This is a genomic window from Sporosarcina thermotolerans (genome assembly GCF_030067815.1).
GTDB lineage: Bacteria > Bacillota > Bacilli > Bacillales_A > Planococcaceae > Sporosarcina > Sporosarcina thermotolerans.
This window is the reverse complement of sequence record NZ_CP125968.1, coordinates 1,325,900-1,345,733: the sequence shown is the minus strand read 5'-3', so window position 1 is coordinate 1,345,733 and position 19,834 is coordinate 1,325,900. Positions and strand designations below refer to the sequence as shown.

General features: G+C 43.2%; 14 protein-coding genes, 13 tRNA genes and 3 pseudogenes. 7 read left to right on the top strand and 23 right to left on the bottom strand.

The features are described from left to right. Window positions 1-19: 19 nt before the first annotated feature. Window positions 20-178 (top strand): hypothetical protein, encoded by a 159-nt coding sequence (locus tag QNH10_RS07605; protein WP_283734104.1) that lies wholly within the window; start codon window positions 20-22, stop codon window positions 176-178. Window positions 179-345: 167 nt separating this feature from the next. Here the strand turns inward: QNH10_RS07605 and QNH10_RS07600 are convergent, their stop codons facing one another. The 6 genes and pseudogenes from QNH10_RS07600 to chrA all read right to left on the bottom strand — a co-directional run bounded on the left by QNH10_RS07600 (window position 346) and on the right by chrA (window position 7,971). Beyond that, entirely contained in the window at window positions 346-942 is a 597-nt protein-coding gene (locus QNH10_RS07600) for an MFS transporter (RefSeq protein WP_283734103.1), read from the bottom strand. Further along, window positions 915-1,610, bottom strand: a complete 696-nt coding sequence (locus tag QNH10_RS07595; protein WP_283734102.1) for an MFS transporter — start codon at window positions 1,608-1,610, stop codon at window positions 915-917. Before QNH10_RS07595 ends, QNH10_RS07600 begins: the two co-directional genes overlap by 28 nt. A 361-nt stretch (window positions 1,611-1,971) precedes the next feature. After that, window positions 1,972-2,370 (bottom strand): hypothetical protein, encoded by a 399-nt coding sequence (locus tag QNH10_RS07590; RefSeq protein ID WP_283734101.1) that lies wholly within the window; start codon window positions 2,368-2,370, stop codon window positions 1,972-1,974. A gap of 469 nt (window positions 2,371-2,839) precedes the next feature. After that, window positions 2,840-4,588: pseudogene (locus QNH10_RS07585) on the bottom strand (ABC transporter ATP-binding protein). Window position 4,589: 1 nt separating this feature from the next. Continuing rightward, window positions 4,590-6,328: pseudogene (locus QNH10_RS07580) on the bottom strand (ABC transporter ATP-binding protein). 461 nt (window positions 6,329-6,789) lie between these two features. Continuing rightward, window positions 6,790-7,971, bottom strand: a complete 1,182-nt coding sequence (gene chrA / locus QNH10_RS07575; RefSeq protein WP_283734100.1) for a chromate efflux transporter — start codon at window positions 7,969-7,971, stop codon at window positions 6,790-6,792. A gap of 165 nt (window positions 7,972-8,136) precedes the next feature. On the opposite strand from chrA, the gene QNH10_RS07570 reads away from it, so the two are divergent. Next, window positions 8,137-9,477 (top strand): hemolysin family protein, encoded by a 1,341-nt coding sequence (locus tag QNH10_RS07570; RefSeq protein ID WP_283734099.1) that lies wholly within the window; start codon window positions 8,137-8,139, stop codon window positions 9,475-9,477. Window positions 9,478-9,738: 261 nt separating this feature from the next. On the opposite strand, the pseudogene QNH10_RS07565 reads toward QNH10_RS07570, so the two are convergent. Then, a pseudogene (locus tag QNH10_RS07565) lies at window positions 9,739-11,282 on the bottom strand (GNAT family N-acetyltransferase). 132 nt (window positions 11,283-11,414) lie between these two features. Here QNH10_RS07565 and QNH10_RS07560 point away from each other — a divergent pair. The 4 genes from QNH10_RS07560 to QNH10_RS07545 all read left to right on the top strand — a co-directional run bounded on the left by QNH10_RS07560 (window position 11,415) and on the right by QNH10_RS07545 (window position 14,576). Further along, window positions 11,415-11,840 (top strand): disulfide oxidoreductase, encoded by a 426-nt coding sequence (locus QNH10_RS07560; RefSeq protein ID WP_283734098.1) that lies wholly within the window; start codon window positions 11,415-11,417, stop codon window positions 11,838-11,840. A 1-nt stretch (window position 11,841) separates the two neighbouring features. Further along, window positions 11,842-12,330, top strand: coding sequence for a thioredoxin family protein (locus tag QNH10_RS07555; protein WP_283734097.1), 489 nt, complete (start codon window positions 11,842-11,844; stop codon window positions 12,328-12,330). A gap of 11 nt (window positions 12,331-12,341) precedes the next feature. Then, a complete protein-coding gene (locus QNH10_RS07550) occupies window positions 12,342-13,181 on the top strand; it encodes an RluA family pseudouridine synthase (RefSeq protein ID WP_283734096.1) in 840 nt (279 codons plus the stop codon). A 180-nt stretch (window positions 13,182-13,361) separates the two neighbouring features. Further along, a complete protein-coding gene (locus QNH10_RS07545; RefSeq protein ID WP_283734095.1) occupies window positions 13,362-14,576 on the top strand; it encodes an ISL3 family transposase in 1,215 nt (404 codons plus the stop codon). Between the two features lie 209 nt (window positions 14,577-14,785). Here the strand turns inward: QNH10_RS07545 and QNH10_RS07540 are convergent, their stop codons facing one another. The 3 genes from QNH10_RS07540 to queG form a co-directional block, all read right to left on the bottom strand. Then, entirely contained in the window at window positions 14,786-15,634 is an 849-nt protein-coding gene (locus tag QNH10_RS07540; protein ID WP_283734094.1) for an aldo/keto reductase, read from the bottom strand. 315 nt (window positions 15,635-15,949) lie between these two features. After that, window positions 15,950-16,423 (bottom strand): tRNA (uridine(34)/cytosine(34)/5-carboxymethylaminomethyluridine(34)-2'-O)-methyltransferase TrmL, encoded by a 474-nt coding sequence (trmL, locus tag QNH10_RS07535; protein WP_283734093.1) that lies wholly within the window; start codon window positions 16,421-16,423, stop codon window positions 15,950-15,952. Between the two features lie 18 nt (window positions 16,424-16,441). After that, window positions 16,442-17,569: a tRNA epoxyqueuosine(34) reductase QueG gene (queG, locus tag QNH10_RS07530; protein WP_283734092.1), complete on the bottom strand. Its 1,128-nt coding sequence runs from the start codon at window positions 17,567-17,569 to the stop codon at window positions 16,442-16,444. Between the two features lie 55 nt (window positions 17,570-17,624). On the opposite strand from queG, the gene QNH10_RS07525 reads away from it, so the two are divergent. Continuing rightward, window positions 17,625-18,317 (top strand): B3/B4 domain-containing protein, encoded by a 693-nt coding sequence (locus tag QNH10_RS07525; RefSeq protein ID WP_283734091.1) that lies wholly within the window; start codon window positions 17,625-17,627, stop codon window positions 18,315-18,317. Window positions 18,318-18,426: 109 nt separating this feature from the next. Here the strand turns inward: QNH10_RS07525 and QNH10_RS07520 are convergent. From QNH10_RS07520 to QNH10_RS07460, 13 genes are all read right to left on the bottom strand, one after another. Next, window positions 18,427-18,507 (bottom strand) — tRNA-Leu (locus QNH10_RS07520). 60 nt (window positions 18,508-18,567) lie between these two features. Continuing rightward, window positions 18,568-18,648, bottom strand: a tRNA-Leu gene (locus tag QNH10_RS07515). Window positions 18,649-18,683: 35 nt separating this feature from the next. Beyond that, window positions 18,684-18,757 (bottom strand) — tRNA-Cys (locus QNH10_RS07510). Between the two features lie 12 nt (window positions 18,758-18,769). Beyond that, window positions 18,770-18,844 (bottom strand) — tRNA-Gly (locus tag QNH10_RS07505). Window positions 18,845-18,848: 4 nt separating this feature from the next. After that, window positions 18,849-18,920 (bottom strand) — tRNA-Gln (locus QNH10_RS07500). A gap of 8 nt (window positions 18,921-18,928) precedes the next feature. Next, window positions 18,929-19,004 (bottom strand) — tRNA-His (locus QNH10_RS07495). 40 nt (window positions 19,005-19,044) lie between these two features. After that, window positions 19,045-19,120 (bottom strand) — tRNA-His (locus tag QNH10_RS07490). 24 nt (window positions 19,121-19,144) lie between these two features. Then, a tRNA-Trp gene (locus QNH10_RS07485) sits at window positions 19,145-19,217 on the bottom strand. 7 nt (window positions 19,218-19,224) lie between these two features. Next, window positions 19,225-19,309, bottom strand: a tRNA-Tyr gene (locus QNH10_RS07480). A 10-nt stretch (window positions 19,310-19,319) separates the two neighbouring features. Then, window positions 19,320-19,395, bottom strand: a tRNA-Thr gene (locus tag QNH10_RS07475). A gap of 18 nt (window positions 19,396-19,413) precedes the next feature. Continuing rightward, window positions 19,414-19,489 (bottom strand) — tRNA-Phe (locus tag QNH10_RS07470). 7 nt (window positions 19,490-19,496) lie between these two features. Beyond that, window positions 19,497-19,572, bottom strand: a tRNA-Asp gene (locus QNH10_RS07465). A gap of 2 nt (window positions 19,573-19,574) precedes the next feature. After that, window positions 19,575-19,649, bottom strand: a tRNA-Met gene (locus tag QNH10_RS07460). Window positions 19,650-19,834 lie beyond the last annotated feature (185 nt).

The following is a 19,834-nucleotide window of genomic DNA, read 5'->3' as shown; positions in this document are numbered from 1 at the left end:
CGATAAGGAGGCGACGTATATGGCGAAGGATAACGAAAAGACCCCTGAGCAATTGTACAAAGAAAAGGAACAATTGAAAATCCAAAATCAGAAAACCGAAAACGTCTTCGAGGATAAAAGCAGAGTGCCAGACGAGCAAAATGCTTGGAAGGAAACGCAGTATCAAAGAGGCGAATAAAGAATAGCGGAGGGTGGCGGTTAGATGCGACAGGCGTAAGGCAGATCCACGAAATGGCGCTCTTCGCCATGTAGGGGAGCTGACTTATGACCCGAGTATCTGCCACCCGGAGCTGGACAATAAAGAAAAGCGGAGGGTGGCTGTAAACGCACCCCTCCGCTTTTGTTTTATTCTCCTGCCAATTTCCTTCTTCCAAAAATAAAATAATAATAAGTAGATGAAATGATATAAAGTCCAGCAGTTATCGTGAATGCATATGCATATCCCCAATAATTCCCGTGAGTGACGACAAGTCCTGTCGCGACCGTTCCCATAATTGCCCATCCAAGGGAAAAAACCATCTGGTTCATGGAATTGGCAAGCCCTTTGTACTTATCCGACACAACTTCCATCGCAACCGCACTTTGTATCGGATTGCCCGCATTCATAAGCGCCTGTCTAAGAAGGAATCCGAGCGAAGCCAACCATAATGATGTCGTGTATGCCGTCAATAATAGGAAAGGGATTGATAGGACTTGGAATAAAATTAACGCCTTCACCTTGCCGACTTTCCTTGAAAGTGCTGGGCCGATCATTGCCGCCACTGCCGTCATCGCAGAACCTAACGAAAGAACAAAACCAATATAAGAATTTGTCGCGTCAAAGCGATTCGCGAAATACAAGTTCAAATAGGGAACTACTAAACCCGAACCAAAGCCTATCAATAAGCTTGCAAAGGAAAAATGGAAAATGACAATTAAATTTCGCTTGAAACTATCATCCAATGCAGGGGCTTCCTGAGAGGTTGGTTGCGGTTTCGCCTTTTTCTCTTCGCGGGCTTTTCTTGCAGTTTGAATAACGGGATTAATCCCAATGTGTAAATCGATGCTCCAACCATCAATGCATATCGGATTGCTTCAGCCGCACTGATCTTCAATACGGTTTCCAACACATCCGCAATAATTCCACCGGATAAACTACCAATGACGTTCGCAATCGTGATGATTGCAAAGTTGACACTGAAAAGTTTAACTCTCTCCGTAGGGGAAGAGTTTTCCGCAAGAAACGGGATTCCCGACACTTGGACGAATGCCATGAATAACCCCGTTAAAAATGCAGCAGTGATTATTGGAGTTTCTGAAACTGCAATTCCCCGATAGAATAACGTCGTCACCGCAAGTAGTGCTCCGCCAACAATCATCCATTTCCGCCCAAATTTATCACTTAAAAATCCTGCGGGTACAAGCATGATTGCAGATGCCATCGCAGTCATGGAAATCACCTTTCCATTCACCGTTTCCGGCATCCCTAACTCCCGTATGTATAAATTGTACATGACCATGAAAACACCCATCCCTACTTGGAGAAGCGCGTTTCCAATTATAAAAAGTCTTACATTTCGATTAAAAGAAAAGAATTTATGTTTCCACTCACCGACGCGTATCATCTGCATTTCCAACTTTCCGCTCTAAGATGCTTCGATACTCTAAATATACGTGTTTACGAAACATTTCGCAACGGAATTTTCATTCTACTCAAACCTCGAAAGAAGGATTTGCTATTTTGGTAGTCGAAATATGCATAAATGTGCCAATAAACGCATAAACACTGTGAAAAACGCATATATCCCTCCAAAAACGCATAAACACAATAAATGATGCATAAATCCCAATATATACGCATAAACACCAAAAATGCAGCATAACTCCCCTGACAGGCACATTAATCACTAAAAAAACGCAAAAAAAAAAGAAGTCTGTTGAGTCGACTTCAAATTTCCCACAGAATACTTTATTTAATTTTAAAGAATGACTTTAAGACTGATGCGTCAGATTGAAAATCTCACGTTCATGTTGAATGATTTTGAAATCAAAAAACTCCAAGTCTTTTTTAGTCGCCAACTGTTCAAAACGCTCAGTTGTCTCCGTACGAAATTCAGTCAAATGTGCCGTTTGATCATAAATCAGTTGCTGTTTCTCCTCTAAATTGGATAATCTCTCATTCGTCAGTTTCAGTTCATCCTTAATCCCCTTTATTTCACCTGTCATCTCCGCCTTGAATTCCGTCATTTCCGCCTTGAATTCTTTCATCTCCGCTTTGAATTCTGTCATTTCCGCCTTGAATTCTGCCATCTCCGCTTTGAATTCTGTCATTTCCGCCTTAATACCTTGAAGCTCAGCTAAAATTTGTTTTGCGATATCTCCATTCACCAATATTCACCCTCTTTCCAATATAAATAATTACTCACTTGTCCACAATTATATCACATAAAGCTTCGACAAAAAACAACAACAATCCTCGATTATACATCGACATTCCTCACCATTGCGTGCAGACTTCACACCGTTGCGGGGACACTTTCCTACGTTAAGGACACACTTTAACGGTTTGCGAGGACACTTTCCTACATTGCGGGCACACTTCAACGATTTGCGAGGACACCCGCGCGTTGCGGGGAGACTTCGATGATTTGCGGGGAGACTTGCACCGTTGAGGGCACACTTCAACGAATTGCGGGGACACTTTCCTACATTGCGGGCACACTTTAACGATTTGCGGGGAGACTTGCACCGTTGAGGGCACACTTTAACGGTTTGCGAGGACACCTGCTTTTTACAAGGAGACTCCTATGAATCCAGCAAAAAAGGGACTCCATTTAAGAAGTCCCTTCCCTCAACAAACTTACCCCGCACTCAATCCATTCCCTGCCTGCAGTTTATACATCTGTGCATATTGTCCACCAAGCGCAAGCAATTCGTCATGATTGCCTTGCTCGACGATTTCCCCACGGTCCAGCACTAATATCCGGTCCGCATTCTTAATCGTCGATAGTCGGTGCGCGATGATGAACGTGGTACGCCCTTTCTTCAACACATCCATCGCATGCTGGATGATTTCCTCGGTTTCCGTATCAATATTGGACGTTGCTTCGTCCAATATCAAAATCGCGGGGTCAAAAGCAAGCGCACGTGCGAATGAAATCAATTGCCGCTGCCCGGAAGAAAGCGTGCTCCCCTTCTCTACGACTGGCTCATCAATCCCACCTGGTAAATGCTTCAACACCCGGTCTCCGCCGACTGCATCAAGCGCATTTTGAACTTTCTCCCGTGTAATCCTTGTATCACCGAGGCTAATATTCGACTCGACAGTTCCGCTGAATAAATACGGATCCTGTAAGACGATTCCCATATGATCACGGATTGTCTGACGTGACATTTCCCAATATTCATGTCGTCAATTGTGATTTTCCCTTTCGATACATCATAAAAACGGAACAACAAGTTCATAATTGAACTCTTCCCCAGCCCGTATGGCCGACAAGCGCCACCGTTTCCCCTTGCTTCGCTTCAAATGAAATATCTTTCAACACGTATTCTTTATCCTTGTAAGCGAACCACACGTCTTCAAATCGGACATTCCCACGGTAACGTGCGATTTTCACATCACTGACCGCCTCCCCAGGACGGTCCATCAATCCGAAGACACGTTCAGCTGCTACAAGTGAATGCTCAAGTCGCGCGAACTGGTTGACGACCCCGTAATCGGGTTGAACAACCTTGTAATATAGTCGACGAATGCGTAAAGCATACCGACTGAAACGACGCTCTCCGCGGTTAACGAAGCCCCACCAAAATACCAAATCAAGAAAACAAACGCCAATGAACGGATAATATCGACGAGGTTATGTGAAGTCGCAGCTTCAACTTTCAAAAGCTTGCTTTGATACGTATAATGCTCGTCGTTTATCGCATTGAATTCCCCGTCCATCTGTTTTTCACGGCGGAATGCCTGGATGATCGTCATTCCATTGATGGATTCATTGATCATCGCATTCATTTCACTGTTTTTGCTTCGGATGATGTGATTCACTTTAGAGGCGAACCTTCTATACAACTTCATCCAAACGTAAAGGACAGGCAAGACGAAAAGCGTAATGGCTCCCATCTTTGGATCTAAAAAGAACAATGCGATGAAAATCCCAAGCATATACATGCCGCTAATCGCAAATTGCGACACGACCGTAACGTATAAATTTCGGATCGCTTCTGTATCATTCGTAATCCGCGCAACAACCTTTCCAGCAGGCAAATTATCAAAATAGCGGATTGGCAATGTTTGAATATGCGCGTACAATTCATTCCGCAATTTCTGAATGATTCTGTTTGCCGCCTTTTGTAACAATAAATATTGAAAATACCTTAGAATCGCTGTCACTACCGCAAGCCCGAAAAATACGGCTAACAGCTTAGCGATTGGTGTAAAATTAATTGATTTGTCAATCGACGTTGCAATATGGTCATCAATGATCCGTTTTGCAATCATCGGTCCCATCAAATCCGCCGCAACCGCTATTGCGAGAAGAAACAATCCTGTAATTAATAACTTTTTATAATCAAGTGCATACTGCACTAAACGTTTTCCGGTACCCATCTTATTCAACCTCCCCAATTTGCTGGCGGTCGAATTGCTCTTTATACCATCCGTTATTCGCAAGCAAGTCTTCATGTCTTCCTTCTTCAATGACACTGCCATCGTCAAGCACGATAATCCAATCCGCATGTTGGATAGCAGATAGACGATGTGTCGTAATAATCGTCGTTTTGCCTGAACGTTCCGATTGGATGTTCTCGATGATTTTCGCTTCCGTTTTGGCATCGACTGCTGATAGCGAGTCATCTAAGATAAGGATTTCAGGATTTTTCACGAGAGCACGTGCAATTGAAATCCGTTGCTTCTGGCCTCCCGATAACGCAACACCCTTTCACCTACAAGTGTATCCAGTCCAGACGGCAGCATTTGCAAATCCTTTTCAAAATAGGAAAGTCTGATGGATTCCGCAATATCGTCTTCCGTAGCTTCCGGCCGTCCGAACAGGATATTATCCCGTACAGACCTTGAGAAGAGAACATGGTCTTGCGGTACATAGCCGATCCAATCACGTACCTGGTCTTTCTTCAAAGATTGCAAGGCAACACCAGAAAAGGCGATTTCCCCTTCTCCTGCTGGGTATTCACGCAATAGCTGTTTTACAAAAGTCGTTTTCCCGCTACCGGTTTTTCCGACTATTCCAAGCGTCTGACCCCTATCCAACTTCAGTTCGATTTTATCCAAATTCACTGAGTGCGACATTGGATAAGTGAAGCTAACATCATTGAAACCGACATTTTCAGGCTTTTCAAGATCAACAGGCTGTTCAGGATCCTTGACGTCTTCCTCGTAATTCAACGTCTCCATGACGCGGTCAAGCGAGGCATTTCCTCGTTGTAAAACGTTGATCAGCTCTCCGATTGCAAACATCGGCCAGACAATCATCCCTAAATACACATTGAATGTAACAAGATTTCCTAACGTCATCTCGCCAGTCGATACTAAAAACGCACCATATCCAAGACCGATCATATACGTCAAAGCCGTCAGCGTTTTTGAAAATGGCATGAATAATGCGTCAATCTTTTCGACATGCATATTTTTCTTGTACACATCTTCTGTCATATCTGCGAACCGCTTCTCAGAAGCACGTTCTTGCACGTAGGCACGGACGACACGGACGCCAGCAACCGCTTCAAGGACTTCATCATTCAAATCGCCGAATGCCTGTTGGGCAGTCATATACCGTTCATGGATTTTCTTCCCCAAGTACTGGAGAATAAAAGCCAATATAGGCAACGGGATAATTGCCGCTAATGTCAACTTCCATGAGACGACAAAGCCCATCGTAATAATAAGTGTCCCTAAATACACTGTCGAATCGACGAGGGTCATTATTCCGAAACCGGCTGTTTCCGAAATTGCGCGCAAGTCATTTGTGGAGCGCGCCATCAGATCCCCTGTCTTATTCTTTTCATAAAATGTCGGAGTCATTTTAAGGAAATGCCTCATGAGCCGCGATCTTAATTGCCGCTCAATGACATAAGCACCGCCGAATAACTGATACTGCCATATAAAGTTTCCGAAATACGAAAAGAGCATGATCAGTAACATTGCTCCAATAAACAGCGCCAACAGTTTTGCCGTCATCGACTGTGTATAAATCGCATCAATCGCCTGCCCTATGATCCATGGTGGCAAAATCACAAGGATATTTGCGACCATTAATAGGACGAGTGCTATTGTATACCTTTTACGATTCTCTTTAAAAAACCATTTTAATTTAAATAAAACTGAAAACATTTTTCAACCTTCTTCCTTCTTCTCTATCGACTATCCACTTTCAAGAGAGTCCTTTTTCAATAGTTTCCGTTGCTGATTCATGACATTCATCATCAGCGCCCCTTTCCTGTTTTTTTATATGCAATCACACTAAAAGTGAAAACACCATTTTTGTTTATCAGAAAAGACAAAAAAGCACACGCCTCCTATGGATAAGCGTGTGCTCATTATAAAGGAACGGCAATTCAAGCCGTCTTGGTATCATTTCAAATAATAGATAAAGACCAATACGGCACGGAACTATGAAATTGTTGTTTGATTAGATTTACTTTTTTCATTTCCCGCACCTCCCTTACTATTTTGACTTTCGGATAATTCTACAATACATTTCCAATTTTCATTTGTCAATACATTTCGAGCAATTGTTTTATTTTAGTACAATTTCAGCATTTTTCACTGTATGTAAATGAACATCTGAATATTCATCCCAACACCATATGTGATAATGCTCCTAAAATCGCCGTAACCAATACGACTATCCACGGGGATAATTTATAATACTGCAATAGTCCAAATGCTATTAGTGCAATTGCAAAATCAGATGGATGCAAGATGGCACTTGTGAATACGGGATTATAGAGCGCTGCAAGTAAAATGCCGACAACACCAGCGTTCACTCCCTTAAGAGCCGCTTGGATCCCTTTCTTTGAGCGGATCGCCGACCAAAACGGCAACGTTCCGATAACCAGTAAGAATGACGGCAAAAACATGGCGACTACCGCAACTGCCGCCCCCGCCGGCCCATTCATCAACTGCCCTAAATAGCCGGATAATGTAAATAATGGTCCGGGCACCGCTTGTGCTGCACCATATCCCGCGATGAACGTCTCCGCGTCCATCCAACCTGCTGGTACTACTTCCCGTTCAAGCATTGGCAATACGACATGCCCACCACCGAAGACGATTGACCCAACACGATAGAAAATATCAAAGATAGCAATAGTTGCGTTGTGGAAATACGCTCGAATTGCAGGTATTCCGATGAGCAATATAAAGAATATCGTCCATGCCGCAACACCCGTCTTTCTTCCAAATGAAAGATGAATAGCTGTTGGCTTAGGGGCATCGTCTTTCCGGTAAAGACCGTATCCGAACAGTCCTGCTCCTGCAATAATAGCAATCTGTCCAATTGCTGTAGGTATTAATAGTGTCAAAATCGCCGCGGCTATTGCAATCGTAATCCTTGTCCGATCAGGAGTCAGTGACTTGCCCATTCCAAGCAAGGCATGTGCAACTACAGCGACTGCAACAATCTTCAATCCTTTTATCCAACCAATATCGAATGATCCAGAAGAGGAAATTAGCCATGCGAATCCCATAAGAAGCAGGACGGATGGCAACGTGAATCCGATCCACGACAAAATACCGCCAAGCAAACCTCCACGCATTAACCCGATTGCAATGCCCACTTGAGAACTTGCCGGCCCCGGTAGAAACTGGCATAATGCCACGATATCGGCATACATCTTATCATCCAACCACTTCTTTTTCTTCACATACTCCTCACGGAAATAGCCGATGTGAGCAGCCGGACCCCCAAATGAAGTTAGCCCTAAAAGTAATGATGTCTTTAAAATTTCTGTTGACTGTCTTAGATTTTTCAATTCCGCACCTCCATAAACATTTCATCTATTATACAAGACTTAGGCAAAACTATTTGTAATTTCCTTGTAAATAAATTATTATTAACTTAACTAACGATTTTAACCTTACAGGAGGTGTGCACTTTGTTCTACCCCTCATTCGGGTGCGGGGCAAAGTAAACTTATTTGGAAATTGCCATACGATTGGCAGCCTTTGCTGCCTTGATCGCATTCACCGCATTTTTTGTTGCGAGTGAATTTGCAATAGTGAAAGTACGAACAACAAGGATCAATCAGCTCGTCGCGGAAGGGAATCGTCGTGCCCTTACTGCTAAAAAGGTCATCAGCAACTTAGATGAATATTTATCGGCTTGTCAATTAGGGATTACGATAACCGCTCTCGGATTAGGTATGTTAGGTGAACCGACCGTGAAATTGATATTAAATCCGGTTTTTGCTCATTTTGAACTGGAGCCGCGTGCAGCTACGATTCTGTCTTTCATCATTGCATTTACAATCGTAACATTTCTACACGTTGTTGTAGGTGAGTTGGCGCCTAAGACCATCGCTATTCAGCGGGCTGAAGCCATTACCTTATCAGCTGCAAAACCGCTCATTATTTTTTACTTCATAATGTACCCTGTTATAAAAGGGATGAACGGTTCCGCACGTCTCATCATTCGCCTATTCGGTTTCAAGCCCGTTTCGGAAACGGACGTGGCCCATTCTGAAGATGAATTGAGAATGATCCTTTCCGATAGCTTAAAAGGCGGCGAAATCAATCAATCCGAATATAAATTCGTCAATAAGATATTCGAATTCGATGATCGTATTGCCAAAGAGATTATGGTGCCTCGGACAGAAATGATGACGATTGAAAAGGATATGACTTTGCGTGATGTATTTGAGATGATGGGTGTTGAACAATTTACAAGATACCCCGTCACAGATGGCGATAAAGACCATGTCATCGGCTTGGTCAATATGAAAAACCTATTGACGGCATTCATCAAGGATCCGACAACGGGTGAACAACCAGTTAGCGAGTATATGCAGCCAATCATCAGAGTTATCGAAACGGTAGCAATAGGGGATCTCCTTCTTAAAATTCAACGGGAACGGATCCATATGACCGTTTTGATGGATGAATACGGTGGAACTGCGGGGCTCGTTACAATTGAAGATATTTTGGAAGAGATTGTCGGAGAAATCCAGGATGAGTTCGATATAGACGAAGTACCAGAAGTACAGAAGATTAATGAAAACCATTATATATTCGATGCAAAAATGTTAATTGAAAATGTTAATGACGTCCTTGATATTGATATTGAAGAGGAAGATATCGATACAATCGGTGGTTGGTTCATGTCTGAACGATTTGAGGCAGTGCCTGGCGAGAAGATTATTGAACAAGGGTATGAATTTACCGTGAAGGATGTTGAAGGTCATCATATCCTTTATCTTGAGGCAATGAAGCACAAGGCTGAAAAATCAAGTGGAGTGACAGATATTCCGGTTGAGTCATAATAAAACGGCATCCCTATTCCAATGGGATGCCGTTTTTATTGTGATTAATTAGCGACTGCCTACCAGATTTCCGCTTCAGGCGGACGCTTTCCAATCGAACCACGAGAGAGTTCGATTTGCCGTATTTCTGCGCCTTTTGCAGAAATTAAGGCAGCCATCTTGGCATTCCTGCTCGCTTAGGGTCGCAATAAACATTGCTCGCAACGCCGTTCTTAGTTGCGGCGTTCGCTTCAATCTACAAAAAAAATTTCGGACTAAACCTCAATCCTTCTTATATTCCACGTGATAGATATCATGACGGCGGTCTTTCAATTGTTTTACTGTCCCGTCCTGACGCTGTCTGCGTAAAATCTCAAGATCCACATCACCAATCAATACCATTTCGAGATTCGCATTCGTCTCTCCTACAATTCCGTCGCGGGCGAATTCGAAATCGGATGGAGAGAAAATGGCGGACTGTGCGTATTGGATATCCATGTTTTCCGTTTGCGGCAAATTACCCACGGTGCCGGAAATAACGGTGTAAATCTGATTTTCAATCGCCCTTGCCTGCGCACAATACCGTACTCTCAAGTAGCCTTGGCGATCTTCTGTACAAAAAGGAGTGAAGATAATATTTGCTCCTTTATCCGTCGCGATTCGCGCAAGCTCTGGAAATTCAATATCATAACAGATTTGAATGGCAATCTTTCCACAATCCGTATCAAATACACGGACTGAATCACCTTGGCTGATTCCCACCATTTCCGCTCATTCGGCGTAATATGAAGCTTGTATTGCTTTTCGATTGATCCATCCCGTCTGAATAGATAGGCAATGTTATAAACTTCCTCATCCTCTTCTTCAACGAAATGGGAACCTCCGATAATGTTCACATTATAACGTACAGCAAGATTCGTAAACAGTTCGATGTATTGTGGTGTATATTCTGTCATCTTCCGGACAGCCCGACTCGGTGATGGTTCATCCAGGAACGACATTAACTGTGTCGTAAATATTTCAGGGAATACAACGAAGTCTGAGTTTGAGTCAGAACCAACATCCACAAAATACTCGCATTGATGTGCCAACTCTTCGAAGCATGATATTTTTCGCATCAAATATTGCACAACGCAGATCCGCACAGGATAGCTTGTCTTATAATGGCGTTTCGTCGTCGCTTTATAATCGACATTATTCCATTCCATTAAGGTAGCATACTTTTTTGAGGCTTTATCATCAGGCAAATAATTCGGATTGATCCTCATCAAAGTAAAGTCATTCAATAATTGAAATGTCAGTACTGGATCATAGATTTTATGTCTCGTTACCGCCTCAACGTATTCCCTCGCAGACATTTCGGAAGCAAATCGATGGTAGTTTGGAATCCTGCCACCGATAATAATCGACTTCAAATTCAGTCTTTGCACTAACTCTTTACGGGCTTCATACAATCGTTGGCCTACCTTCATCCTTCGATAGTCTGGATGGACCATCACTTCAATTCCGTATAAGTTATACCCTTCCGGATTATGATTCGTAATATAACCGTTGTCGGAAATATCATCCCATGTATGCCTGTCATCATACTCATCGAAATTGATGATCAGGCCCGAGCAGGAACCTATTATTTCTCCATCCAACTCGGCAACGAACTGTCCCTCAGGAAAAATGGATAAATGACTTTCCAAATGCCCCACTTCCCACGGATCCATACCCGGGAAACAGACCTTCTGCATTTGCAAAATCTTTTCAATATCATCCTCTTCCATCTCTCGGATGATCATGCTCATTTCAAATGACGATAAATCAATTTCTTCGCTCATCCTCAGTTCACCCTTTCTTCATATTTTATACCCATAATTAACGAAGAAAAATCATGTGATTCCGATTATTTTACTTGCATTCAACAGCACCGTATAATCAATCATGGGAGTCTATAAATAGGAGTTGAGGCAATGCAGAAAAGGTTGGAGAATGGCCTAATTTTCATTTTCACTACTTCCCTCATCGCGACGCTTGGTTCCTTGTATTATTCGGAGGTCCGAGGGTTTGAACCTTGCACGTTTTGCTGGTATCAGCGAATCCTTATGTATCCGATTGTCTTAATTTCGGGAATCGCTTTGTATCAAAAAAATGCCAAAATCGCTTTGACGACAGCAATATTTTCAATTGTGGGCGGTTCCATATCAATTTATCATTACGGCCTACAAAAGTTAACGTTCTTGCATGACAGCGCTCCCGCGTGTGGAAATGTCCCTTGTACAGGGCAGTATGTAAATTATCTTGGATTCATCACGATTCCGTTCATGGCTTTGACGGCATTCGTGTTAATCCTCATTACAAGCCTTTTCTTGATAAAATGGCAGAAGGAGTCTAATTGAATTGAAAAAATTATTTATTATTGGTGGCGTCATTATCGCTATCTTCGCATTGATCGTTGTGTTATCCAACCAATCTGATAAGGAGAAGTTGAAAAACAATCCTTATGGAAAAGACGATCTGAAGAAGCCGACTATTGCACTTATTGGTAATGAAAATTACAGCAATATCGTACTTCCTGATGAATTATACGATAAGGTAAGTTCCGGCGAGTCCGTCACAGCCTACTTCTTTCATCCAGAATGCCAATATTGTATGGCGATGACACCTCTCTTAATGCCAGTTGCAAAAGAAGAAAACATCCATGTTTATCAATTCAATATGTTGGAATTCGGTGATCAATCTCAACCCTATGGGATCCAATCTTGGCCTGCCCTTATCCATTACAAGGATGGCAAAGAAGTGAAACGCATGGTTGGTTTGCCTGAAGGAAGCGATGAGGATGTCAAAGAAACAATTCGCACGTTCTTTGATGAGTACGATGAAAAGTGATGGAGAGCAACATGATTTCATTTCACTATAAAACAAGCAGCGACGGAGTAACAATTGAAGAACTTCTACGGAATGAATGGCAAGCAGGTAAAAAAACCGTCCATCAAATGAGGATGGACAAGGCAGTTACAGATAAAGCAGGGGTTCCATTGGATTGGCGTACTCCCCTCACAGATGGGACAGAGCTGCTGTTTCACTTCAAAGACGCAATGTCTTCCTACAAACCTGATGAGGAAAGAAACGTTACAATACTTTTCGAGGATGAACATCTTATCGCCGCCACAAAGCCGGCAGAAATGGCAACGCATCCCGATGAGAACGATAAGGGCCATACTTTCATGAATGCGGTCATGGCTCATGTCGTTAAAAACGGCGGTACATACGCCGAACATGTCCATCGCCTTGATAAAGGCACGGAAGGCATCGTACTTGTTGCAAAACATCCTATTGCGAAAGCACTTTTCGACCGGATGATAGAGGAACGCTTGATCACACGGATCTACCAAGCTGAAGTGGATGGTAGGTTGAAACGAGTGAGGGGAACGCTTCAATATCCCATTGGACGCGACCGGCACCATCCAACACGACGACGAGTCTCACCGGGCGGACAAGATGCCGTCACACGTTTTAAGATTATTGAACGGTTCGATGCTTCAACACTCGTTGAAGCAAGCCTTGAAACTGGACGAACGCATCAGATTCGCGTACATTTTTCCCATATTGGACATCCTGTCAAAGGGGACACATTATACGGGGGCAGCGAAACTGAAGATGGTAAGTATCGTTTGACAGCAAAGAAAGTACAATTCTTACATCCATTTACGGGTGAACAAACCAATATAGAAATTTAGTAAAAAAAAACCGGAGTAGATGATTACCATCCTCCGGTTTTTTCTTATATTATGCCTCATCAAATTTATGGTTCTATAATATTTGTTGGGGTGTTCACGCAAATTAAACAAAAAAATGCACGTAATCACCGTTTCTTTTATACTTGAATTGTCGAGAAACAAGTAAACGAAAGGTGATACGTGCACATGAATTCTACCATGAATATTCCAGGATTAAAAGATGTAAACATTGAAAAGATAGAGGAGATTGGGGATCGGACTGCACTTCATGTTTCGCTTCCCAAGCAACCTCACAAATGCCCTGCGTGTGGGTCAATGACAACGAAGACCCACGATTACCGGATACAGAAGATTAAGCATCTCAAGTGGTTTGAGCGTTTAACGGTTCTTTTCTATAGACGTAGGAGGTATGCCTGTTCTTGTGGAAAGCGTTTCTCTGAGACATCCCCTTTCGTGGATAAGTATCAACGCTACACTAAAGAGTGGAATCAAGTCGTGCGTATCCGATCAGTCAAGGCCAAAACATTTAAAGAAGCAGGAGAGGTACTCGGCACCTCCAGCTCGACCGTGATCCGACGGTTCAAGGAAGTGGCGAAAGAGCAGATGACCAATGGCGTCCGGTTACCAAAAGCCATTGCGATGGATGAATACAAAGGCGATACGGATGCCGGTACGTACCAGTTGATTATAGCGAACGCAGAAACACACGAACCTCTGGATATCTTGCCAAACCGCAGAAAAGAAACGATTCAAGATTATCTCCGCCAACACGGAGCTGACGTTGAATTAGTGGTCATGGATATGAATCCGAGCTTTAAGGCAGCTGTGAAAAAGGCCTTGGGACGCCCCGTCATTGTCGCAGACCGATTCCATTATTGTCGGTATATCTACTGGGCGATTGATGAAGTTCGCCGGAAAGTGCAGAAGGAATGGCATGCATATGACCGCAAGAAATGTAAAAGAATGCGACATGTATTATATAAGCGTAACGATAAATTAACGGAAAAAAACCGTTGGTATTTAAATCGGTATTTAGGCATGTCTGATGAATTGAAAAAGGCATATGAACTGAAAGAGGCGTACTGTGAGTGGTTTGACTGGGCGAAGACCGCTGAGGATATGGCAGAAGTGAAGAGCCGACTAGAGGACTTTTACCGCAAGGTAGAGGAAGCTGGTATTCCGGCGTTTTCAAAAGCCATTCAAACATTTAGAAACTGGCAAGTTGAGATCTTGAATAGTTTCGGCTTCAAGTATTCCAACGGTTTTCTAGAGGGAATTAATAATAAAACAAAAGTGATGAAGCGCAATGCCTATGGTTTTAGACGCTTCGATCACTTTAAGGCAAAGATATTATTAAACATTCGATATAAAGAAATCGGTACTCATTTAGGTTAAGGATAGGATTTCTTTACGGCGTTATAGGTTTAAAAGAGATTCTTTGATTGGAGCGAAAGGCGGCGACTCCTGCCGGAATAGCATGAGCTGAAGACCCTGGACTGAGCAAAGCGAGGGAAGCGGCTGAAGCCATGCCGGCGGAAAGCGTCCGCCTGTAGCGCAAATCAACATTCTCATAGCATAATTTAAGTTAAAGGGTGGTGTGCAAATCACATCACCCCAACATTTGATTTAGAACCAAATTTATCTGGGTTTGTTCCTCTTCGTTCATCCTTGTTTAGTGAATCAATCTTCATCATATCTTCTGGTGCCAATTCGAAATCCTTAACTTCAATATTGGATTTTATACGTTCTGGCGTCACCGATTTAGGAATGACGATTAACCCGTGTTGTAAATGCCATTTTATAATTACCTGCGCCGGGGATTTCCCGTATTTCAATCCTATTTCGGTTAATAATGGGCTGTCCAGAAGCGCGCCCCTTGCCAATGGCGACCATGAGGTGACCGCAATTTCATGCTCACGACAGAAGTTCCGTAAAGTCTCTTGTGAAAGGTTTGGATGCAATTCAATTTGATTTACCATCGGCTTCACATTCGCCACATTGAAAATCTTCTCCAAATGATGAATATGGTGATTGGAAACGCCTGTCGAACGAATAAGCTTTTCATCATAAAGTCGCTCGATTGCTCGATACGTATCGACATATTTATTAGCAACCGGCCAATGTGTTAAATACAAATCCAAATAATCCATCCCAAGTCGTTCAAGTGAAGCCTCGAAAGCCCTTAACGTTTCGTCATAGCCTTGATCATCATTCCAAACTTTTGAAGTGATGAACAATTCCTCTCGTGGAATACCCGATTGTCGGACGGCTTCGCCAGTTTCCCTTTCGTTGTTATAGATAGCAGCTGTGTCAATGGCTCTATAGCCGTTTTGCAATGCATAAGTAATCGCTTCAAACGTTTCCTCAGGATTAGTCATCTTATATACGCCTAAACCAAGCTGAGGCATTTCAACGCCATTCACAAGTGTGATTTTGTCATCGAAGTTTTTCATTATCCTTCCCCCTCGAGTATATTTACTACCATTGTATCGCTAAATGAGCTTTTACCGAAGTACGGTGCTCTTTGTTAATGAAACTGACACAATTTTTAATGTCAGTCATTACAATCACATTTGTTTTAGGGTATACTGTATGAAGGACTAATGATTTTACAGGAGGTACATCTGATGAAACTAATCCTTATCATGGGCGTATGCTTTGCATTCCTATCTGCTATCCTAACAGGTGGCTATGAAGACAAGCCTGGTAAAGTAAAAAAATAAGAATTTGAAAACGGGACATGCCATAAATGGCTGTCCCGTTTTTTATTAGCTTAGTTCCAAAAAAGATTGTTGCCTTAATGCTTCATATATAAGAATTGCAGCCGTGTTAGATAAATTCAGGGAGCGGATATTCTCATTCATCGGAATCCGTAAGCAAGTCTCCTTGTTATTCTCAATCACTTCATCCGGTAATCCAGTCGTCTCTTTTCCAAAAACGAAAAATATGTCTTTCGTTTGATCCGAAAAGTCGAAGTTTGAATACGTCTTTTCGCCGAACTTTGTGATGAAATAGAATGTAGCCTCAGGAAATGCATCAAAGAATTCCTGTATGCCTTCATGATAAGTAATATCGACGTATTGCCAATAATCTAAGCCCGCACGTTTTAACATTTTATCATCCGTCGAAAATCCGAGGGGCTTGATCAAATGAAGCTTCGTTCCTGTCCCGGCACATGTACGTGCAATATTTCCAGTATTCGCTGGTATTAATGGTTCGAATAACGCGACATGTATCGCCATTTCAGCACTTCCCTTCCCTTATATAGTTTCCAATACTTTTTCCATTTCCATCCGGACGTCCGGATCTTGCTCGGTCATTAACGCATTTTCAATAGCCGACAACCCTTCGCTTGAACCAATTTCGCCAAGCGCCCAGGCAGCTGTGCCTCGAATTAGCGGCCGTGGATCCTTCACTATCAGTTCGGACAATGCCGGAACAGATGCCTCATCTTTAAAATGGGCAAGAGCAATGATTGCATTCCGCTGAATTGGGTTCTTCCCTCTCCATGAGCCAGACACATGGCCATAAGTCTCCTTAAATTCCCGATTGGACAAATTTAACATAGGAACCAATAGAGGTTTCGCCAATTCCGGTTCAGGCTGGAAAGCAGATTGGTGCAAATTATACATTCCTTTATTTTTAGGACAGACGGTCTGACACGTATCACAACCGTATATCCGGTTACCAATTTTTGCCCTGAACTCCTCTGGTATCGGCTTTTTTGTCTGTGTTAAAAACGCGATGCATCGTTGAGCGTTTAACTGTCCACCTTGGATCAAGGCACCGGTTGGGCACGCGTCTAAACAAAGCGTGCAATCACCACATTGATCCTCCATAGGGACATCCGGTTCAAACGGTATATTCGTGATCATTTCACCTAAATAGACATACGACCCAAATTCAGGGGTAATAACTGCACAGTTTTTGGCAGACCAACCGATACCAGCACGCTGTGCAACAGCACGATCTGAAAGTTCACCTGTATCCACCATTGAGCGCATTTTGGCATCGGGCACCCGCTCAGATATATATTGTTCCAATAGCTGCAGCTTCTCACGAAGAACATGATGATAATCAATTCCCCAAGAGGCCCTGCAAAAAATCCCGCGTCGTTCTCCCTTTTTACCTTTAGGTGAGTTTTGCATTTTTGAAGGGTATGCAATGGCTATGGCCAGAATGCTTTCAGCACGATCAAGCAATAAAGCGGGTTCAGTACGTTTTTCAATATCGCTTTCCTCAAAACCAGATTGATAACCTAACTCCTGTTGGCGCCTTAAGCGATTTTTCAATTCAAGAAAAGGCGCTGCGGTCGTAAAGCCAATTTTATCAATGCCGATAGAAGCTGCATATTCTTTTATCGAGTTCTGCAATTGGACGACATTCACAACATTACGCCTCCTATATGATAAGATTGATGAAAAGTAATCGAGGGTGATAACTATGAAGATTAAATTAGACAATGAACTTTTTAAAATTGTTCCCGAGTTGAAATTGGGCATTAACCATTATACCAAAATTACAGTGTCAGAATCCCCTCAAATGCTAAAAGGGAGATTACAATTATTTCAAGAACAGCTTTTCTTTGAATTAGAGAAAAAGCCTCTCACTGATTTCCCGAACATAAAAGCTTGGCGAGCGATATGGAAAGCTTTTGGCGCAGACCCAAATCGATATCGTCCTTCTGCAGAGGCACTTTTTCGAAGGATACAAAAACAAAATTATTTGCATTCCTACCATAGCGCTGTAGATTTGAATACATTCTTTTCTTTGCAATATGAAATTCCTTCAGGCATCTATGATTTAGATAAGATTGTTGGAAATGTCCATTTGTCAGTAGGTGGCGAAAAGGACGGATATGACGGCTTAAACGGCCGTTTCAACTCCCTAACAAACATTCTATTACTTAGAGATGATTACAGCCCCTTCGGCAGCCCAACTGTTGACTCTGTACGAACAGCAGTTACCGAAGAGACGACATCAGCATTGCATGTTCTTTTTATGAACCCTTCCATGTCTGAAGAGGAGGCGTTGAAACTTGTTTCAGCATGCGGAAGTATGTTTACAAGCATCAGTGGCGGAGATTCATCCTCATTTGTTTTATCCGCCGAACGACCATCTATCGTATTGGATTGAAAGGAATTGGTGTAGTTCTTTCTTTCCATTAAAAATGCTCCTTTCCGCGAAAGCGGAAGGAGCATTTTTAAAATTTCACGAGGAATTAAGTAAACATCCATGGCATGGATACCCAAGGCCGGACTTGAACCGGCACGCCTTGCGGCATCGCATTTTGAGTGCGACGTGTCTGCCATTCCACCACTTAGGCATAACAAATGATTTTGAAAAGCAAAAAGATACAACATAGGTTGTATCTTTTTGACTTGGATACCCGAGGCCGGACTTGAACCGGCACGCCTCGCGGCATCGCATTTTGAGTGCGACGTGTCTGCCATTCCACCACTCGGGCATAATACGTATTCAACTTACAGCATACATAAAGTATGGAGGCGGCAACCGGAATCGAACCGGTGGTAAGGGTGTTGCAGACCCGTGCCTTACCGCTTGGCTATGCCGCCGTAAGTAAGTTTTGGAGCGGAAGACGGGATTCGAACCCGCGACCCCGACCTTGGCAAGGTCGTATTCTACCACTGAACTACTTCCGCGAAACTGGGGTAGCTGGATTCGAACCAACGAATGACGGAGTCAAAGTCCGTTGCCTTACCGCTTGGCTATACCCCAAAAGTAAATGGGGCGACTGAGGGGAATCGAACCCCCGAATGTCGGAACCACAATCCGATGCGTTAACCACTTCGCCACAATCGCCATAATAACTACTTAGATCATCCAAGAAGAATGCAAAGAATGGGGCGGACGAGGGGAATCGAACCCCCGAGTGTCGGAACCACAATCCGATGCGTTAACCACTTCGCCACGACCGCCATAATATTAATTTGAAACAGAAATGGCAGGGGCAGTAGGAATCGAACCCACACCAAAGGTTTTGGAGACCTCTATTCTACCGTTAAACTATGCCCTATGTAAATGGTGGTGGGGGACGGATTCGAACCGCCGAACCCGGAGGGAGCGGATTTACAGTCCGCCGCGTTTAGCCACTTCGCTACCCCACCAAGGGAAAAATGGTGCCGGCGATAGGAGTCGAACCCACGACCTACTGATTACAAGTCAGTTGCTCTACCAACTGAGCTACACCGGCAACATAATTAAATTAAAATGGTGGCTCAGGACGGAATCGAACCGCCGACACAAGGATTTTCAGTCCTTTGCTCTACCGACTGAGCTACTGAGCCACATAAATGGCGGTCCCGACCGGGATCGAACCGGCGATCTCCTGCGTGACAGGCAGGCATGTTAACCGCTACACCACGGGACCTTTGGTTGCGGGGGCAGGATTTGAACCTGCGACCTTCGGGTTATGAGCCCGACGAGCTGCCACTGCTCCACCCCGCGATAATGTTAGTTGTAAGACTTTTATATCCTACGCTTACTGTCTTGCTTTAGGACTTAACTATAATTTCCTTTCAGGAAATTATACAAATCGCATTCTGCGTGATGCGACTTGCTCCACCCCGCGATAATGTTAGTTGTAAGACTTTTATATCCTACGCTTACTGTCTTGCTTTAGGACTTAACTA

Excerpts from the sequence above, each read along its gene's own strand:
- QNH10_RS07605 (WP_283734104.1), top strand. The coding sequence starts at position 20 with ATGGCGAAGGATAACGAAAAGACCCCTGAGCAATTGTACAAAGAAAAG.
- QNH10_RS07595 (WP_283734102.1), bottom strand. The coding sequence starts at position 1,610 with ATGCAGATGATACGCGTCGGTGAGTGGAAACATAAATTCTTTTCTTTT.
- QNH10_RS07560 (WP_283734098.1), top strand. The coding sequence starts at position 11,415 with ATGCAGAAAAGGTTGGAGAATGGCCTAATTTTCATTTTCACTACTTCC.
- QNH10_RS07550 (WP_283734096.1), top strand. The coding sequence starts at position 12,342 with ATGATTTCATTTCACTATAAAACAAGCAGCGACGGAGTAACAATTGAA.
- QNH10_RS07540 (WP_283734094.1), bottom strand. The coding sequence starts at position 15,634 with ATGAAAAACTTCGATGACAAAATCACACTTGTGAATGGCGTTGAAATG.
- trmL (WP_283734093.1), bottom strand. The coding sequence starts at position 16,423 with ATGGCGATACATGTCGCGTTATTCGAACCATTAATACCAGCGAATACT.
- QNH10_RS07525 (WP_283734091.1), top strand. The coding sequence starts at position 17,625 with ATGAAGATTAAATTAGACAATGAACTTTTTAAAATTGTTCCCGAGTTG.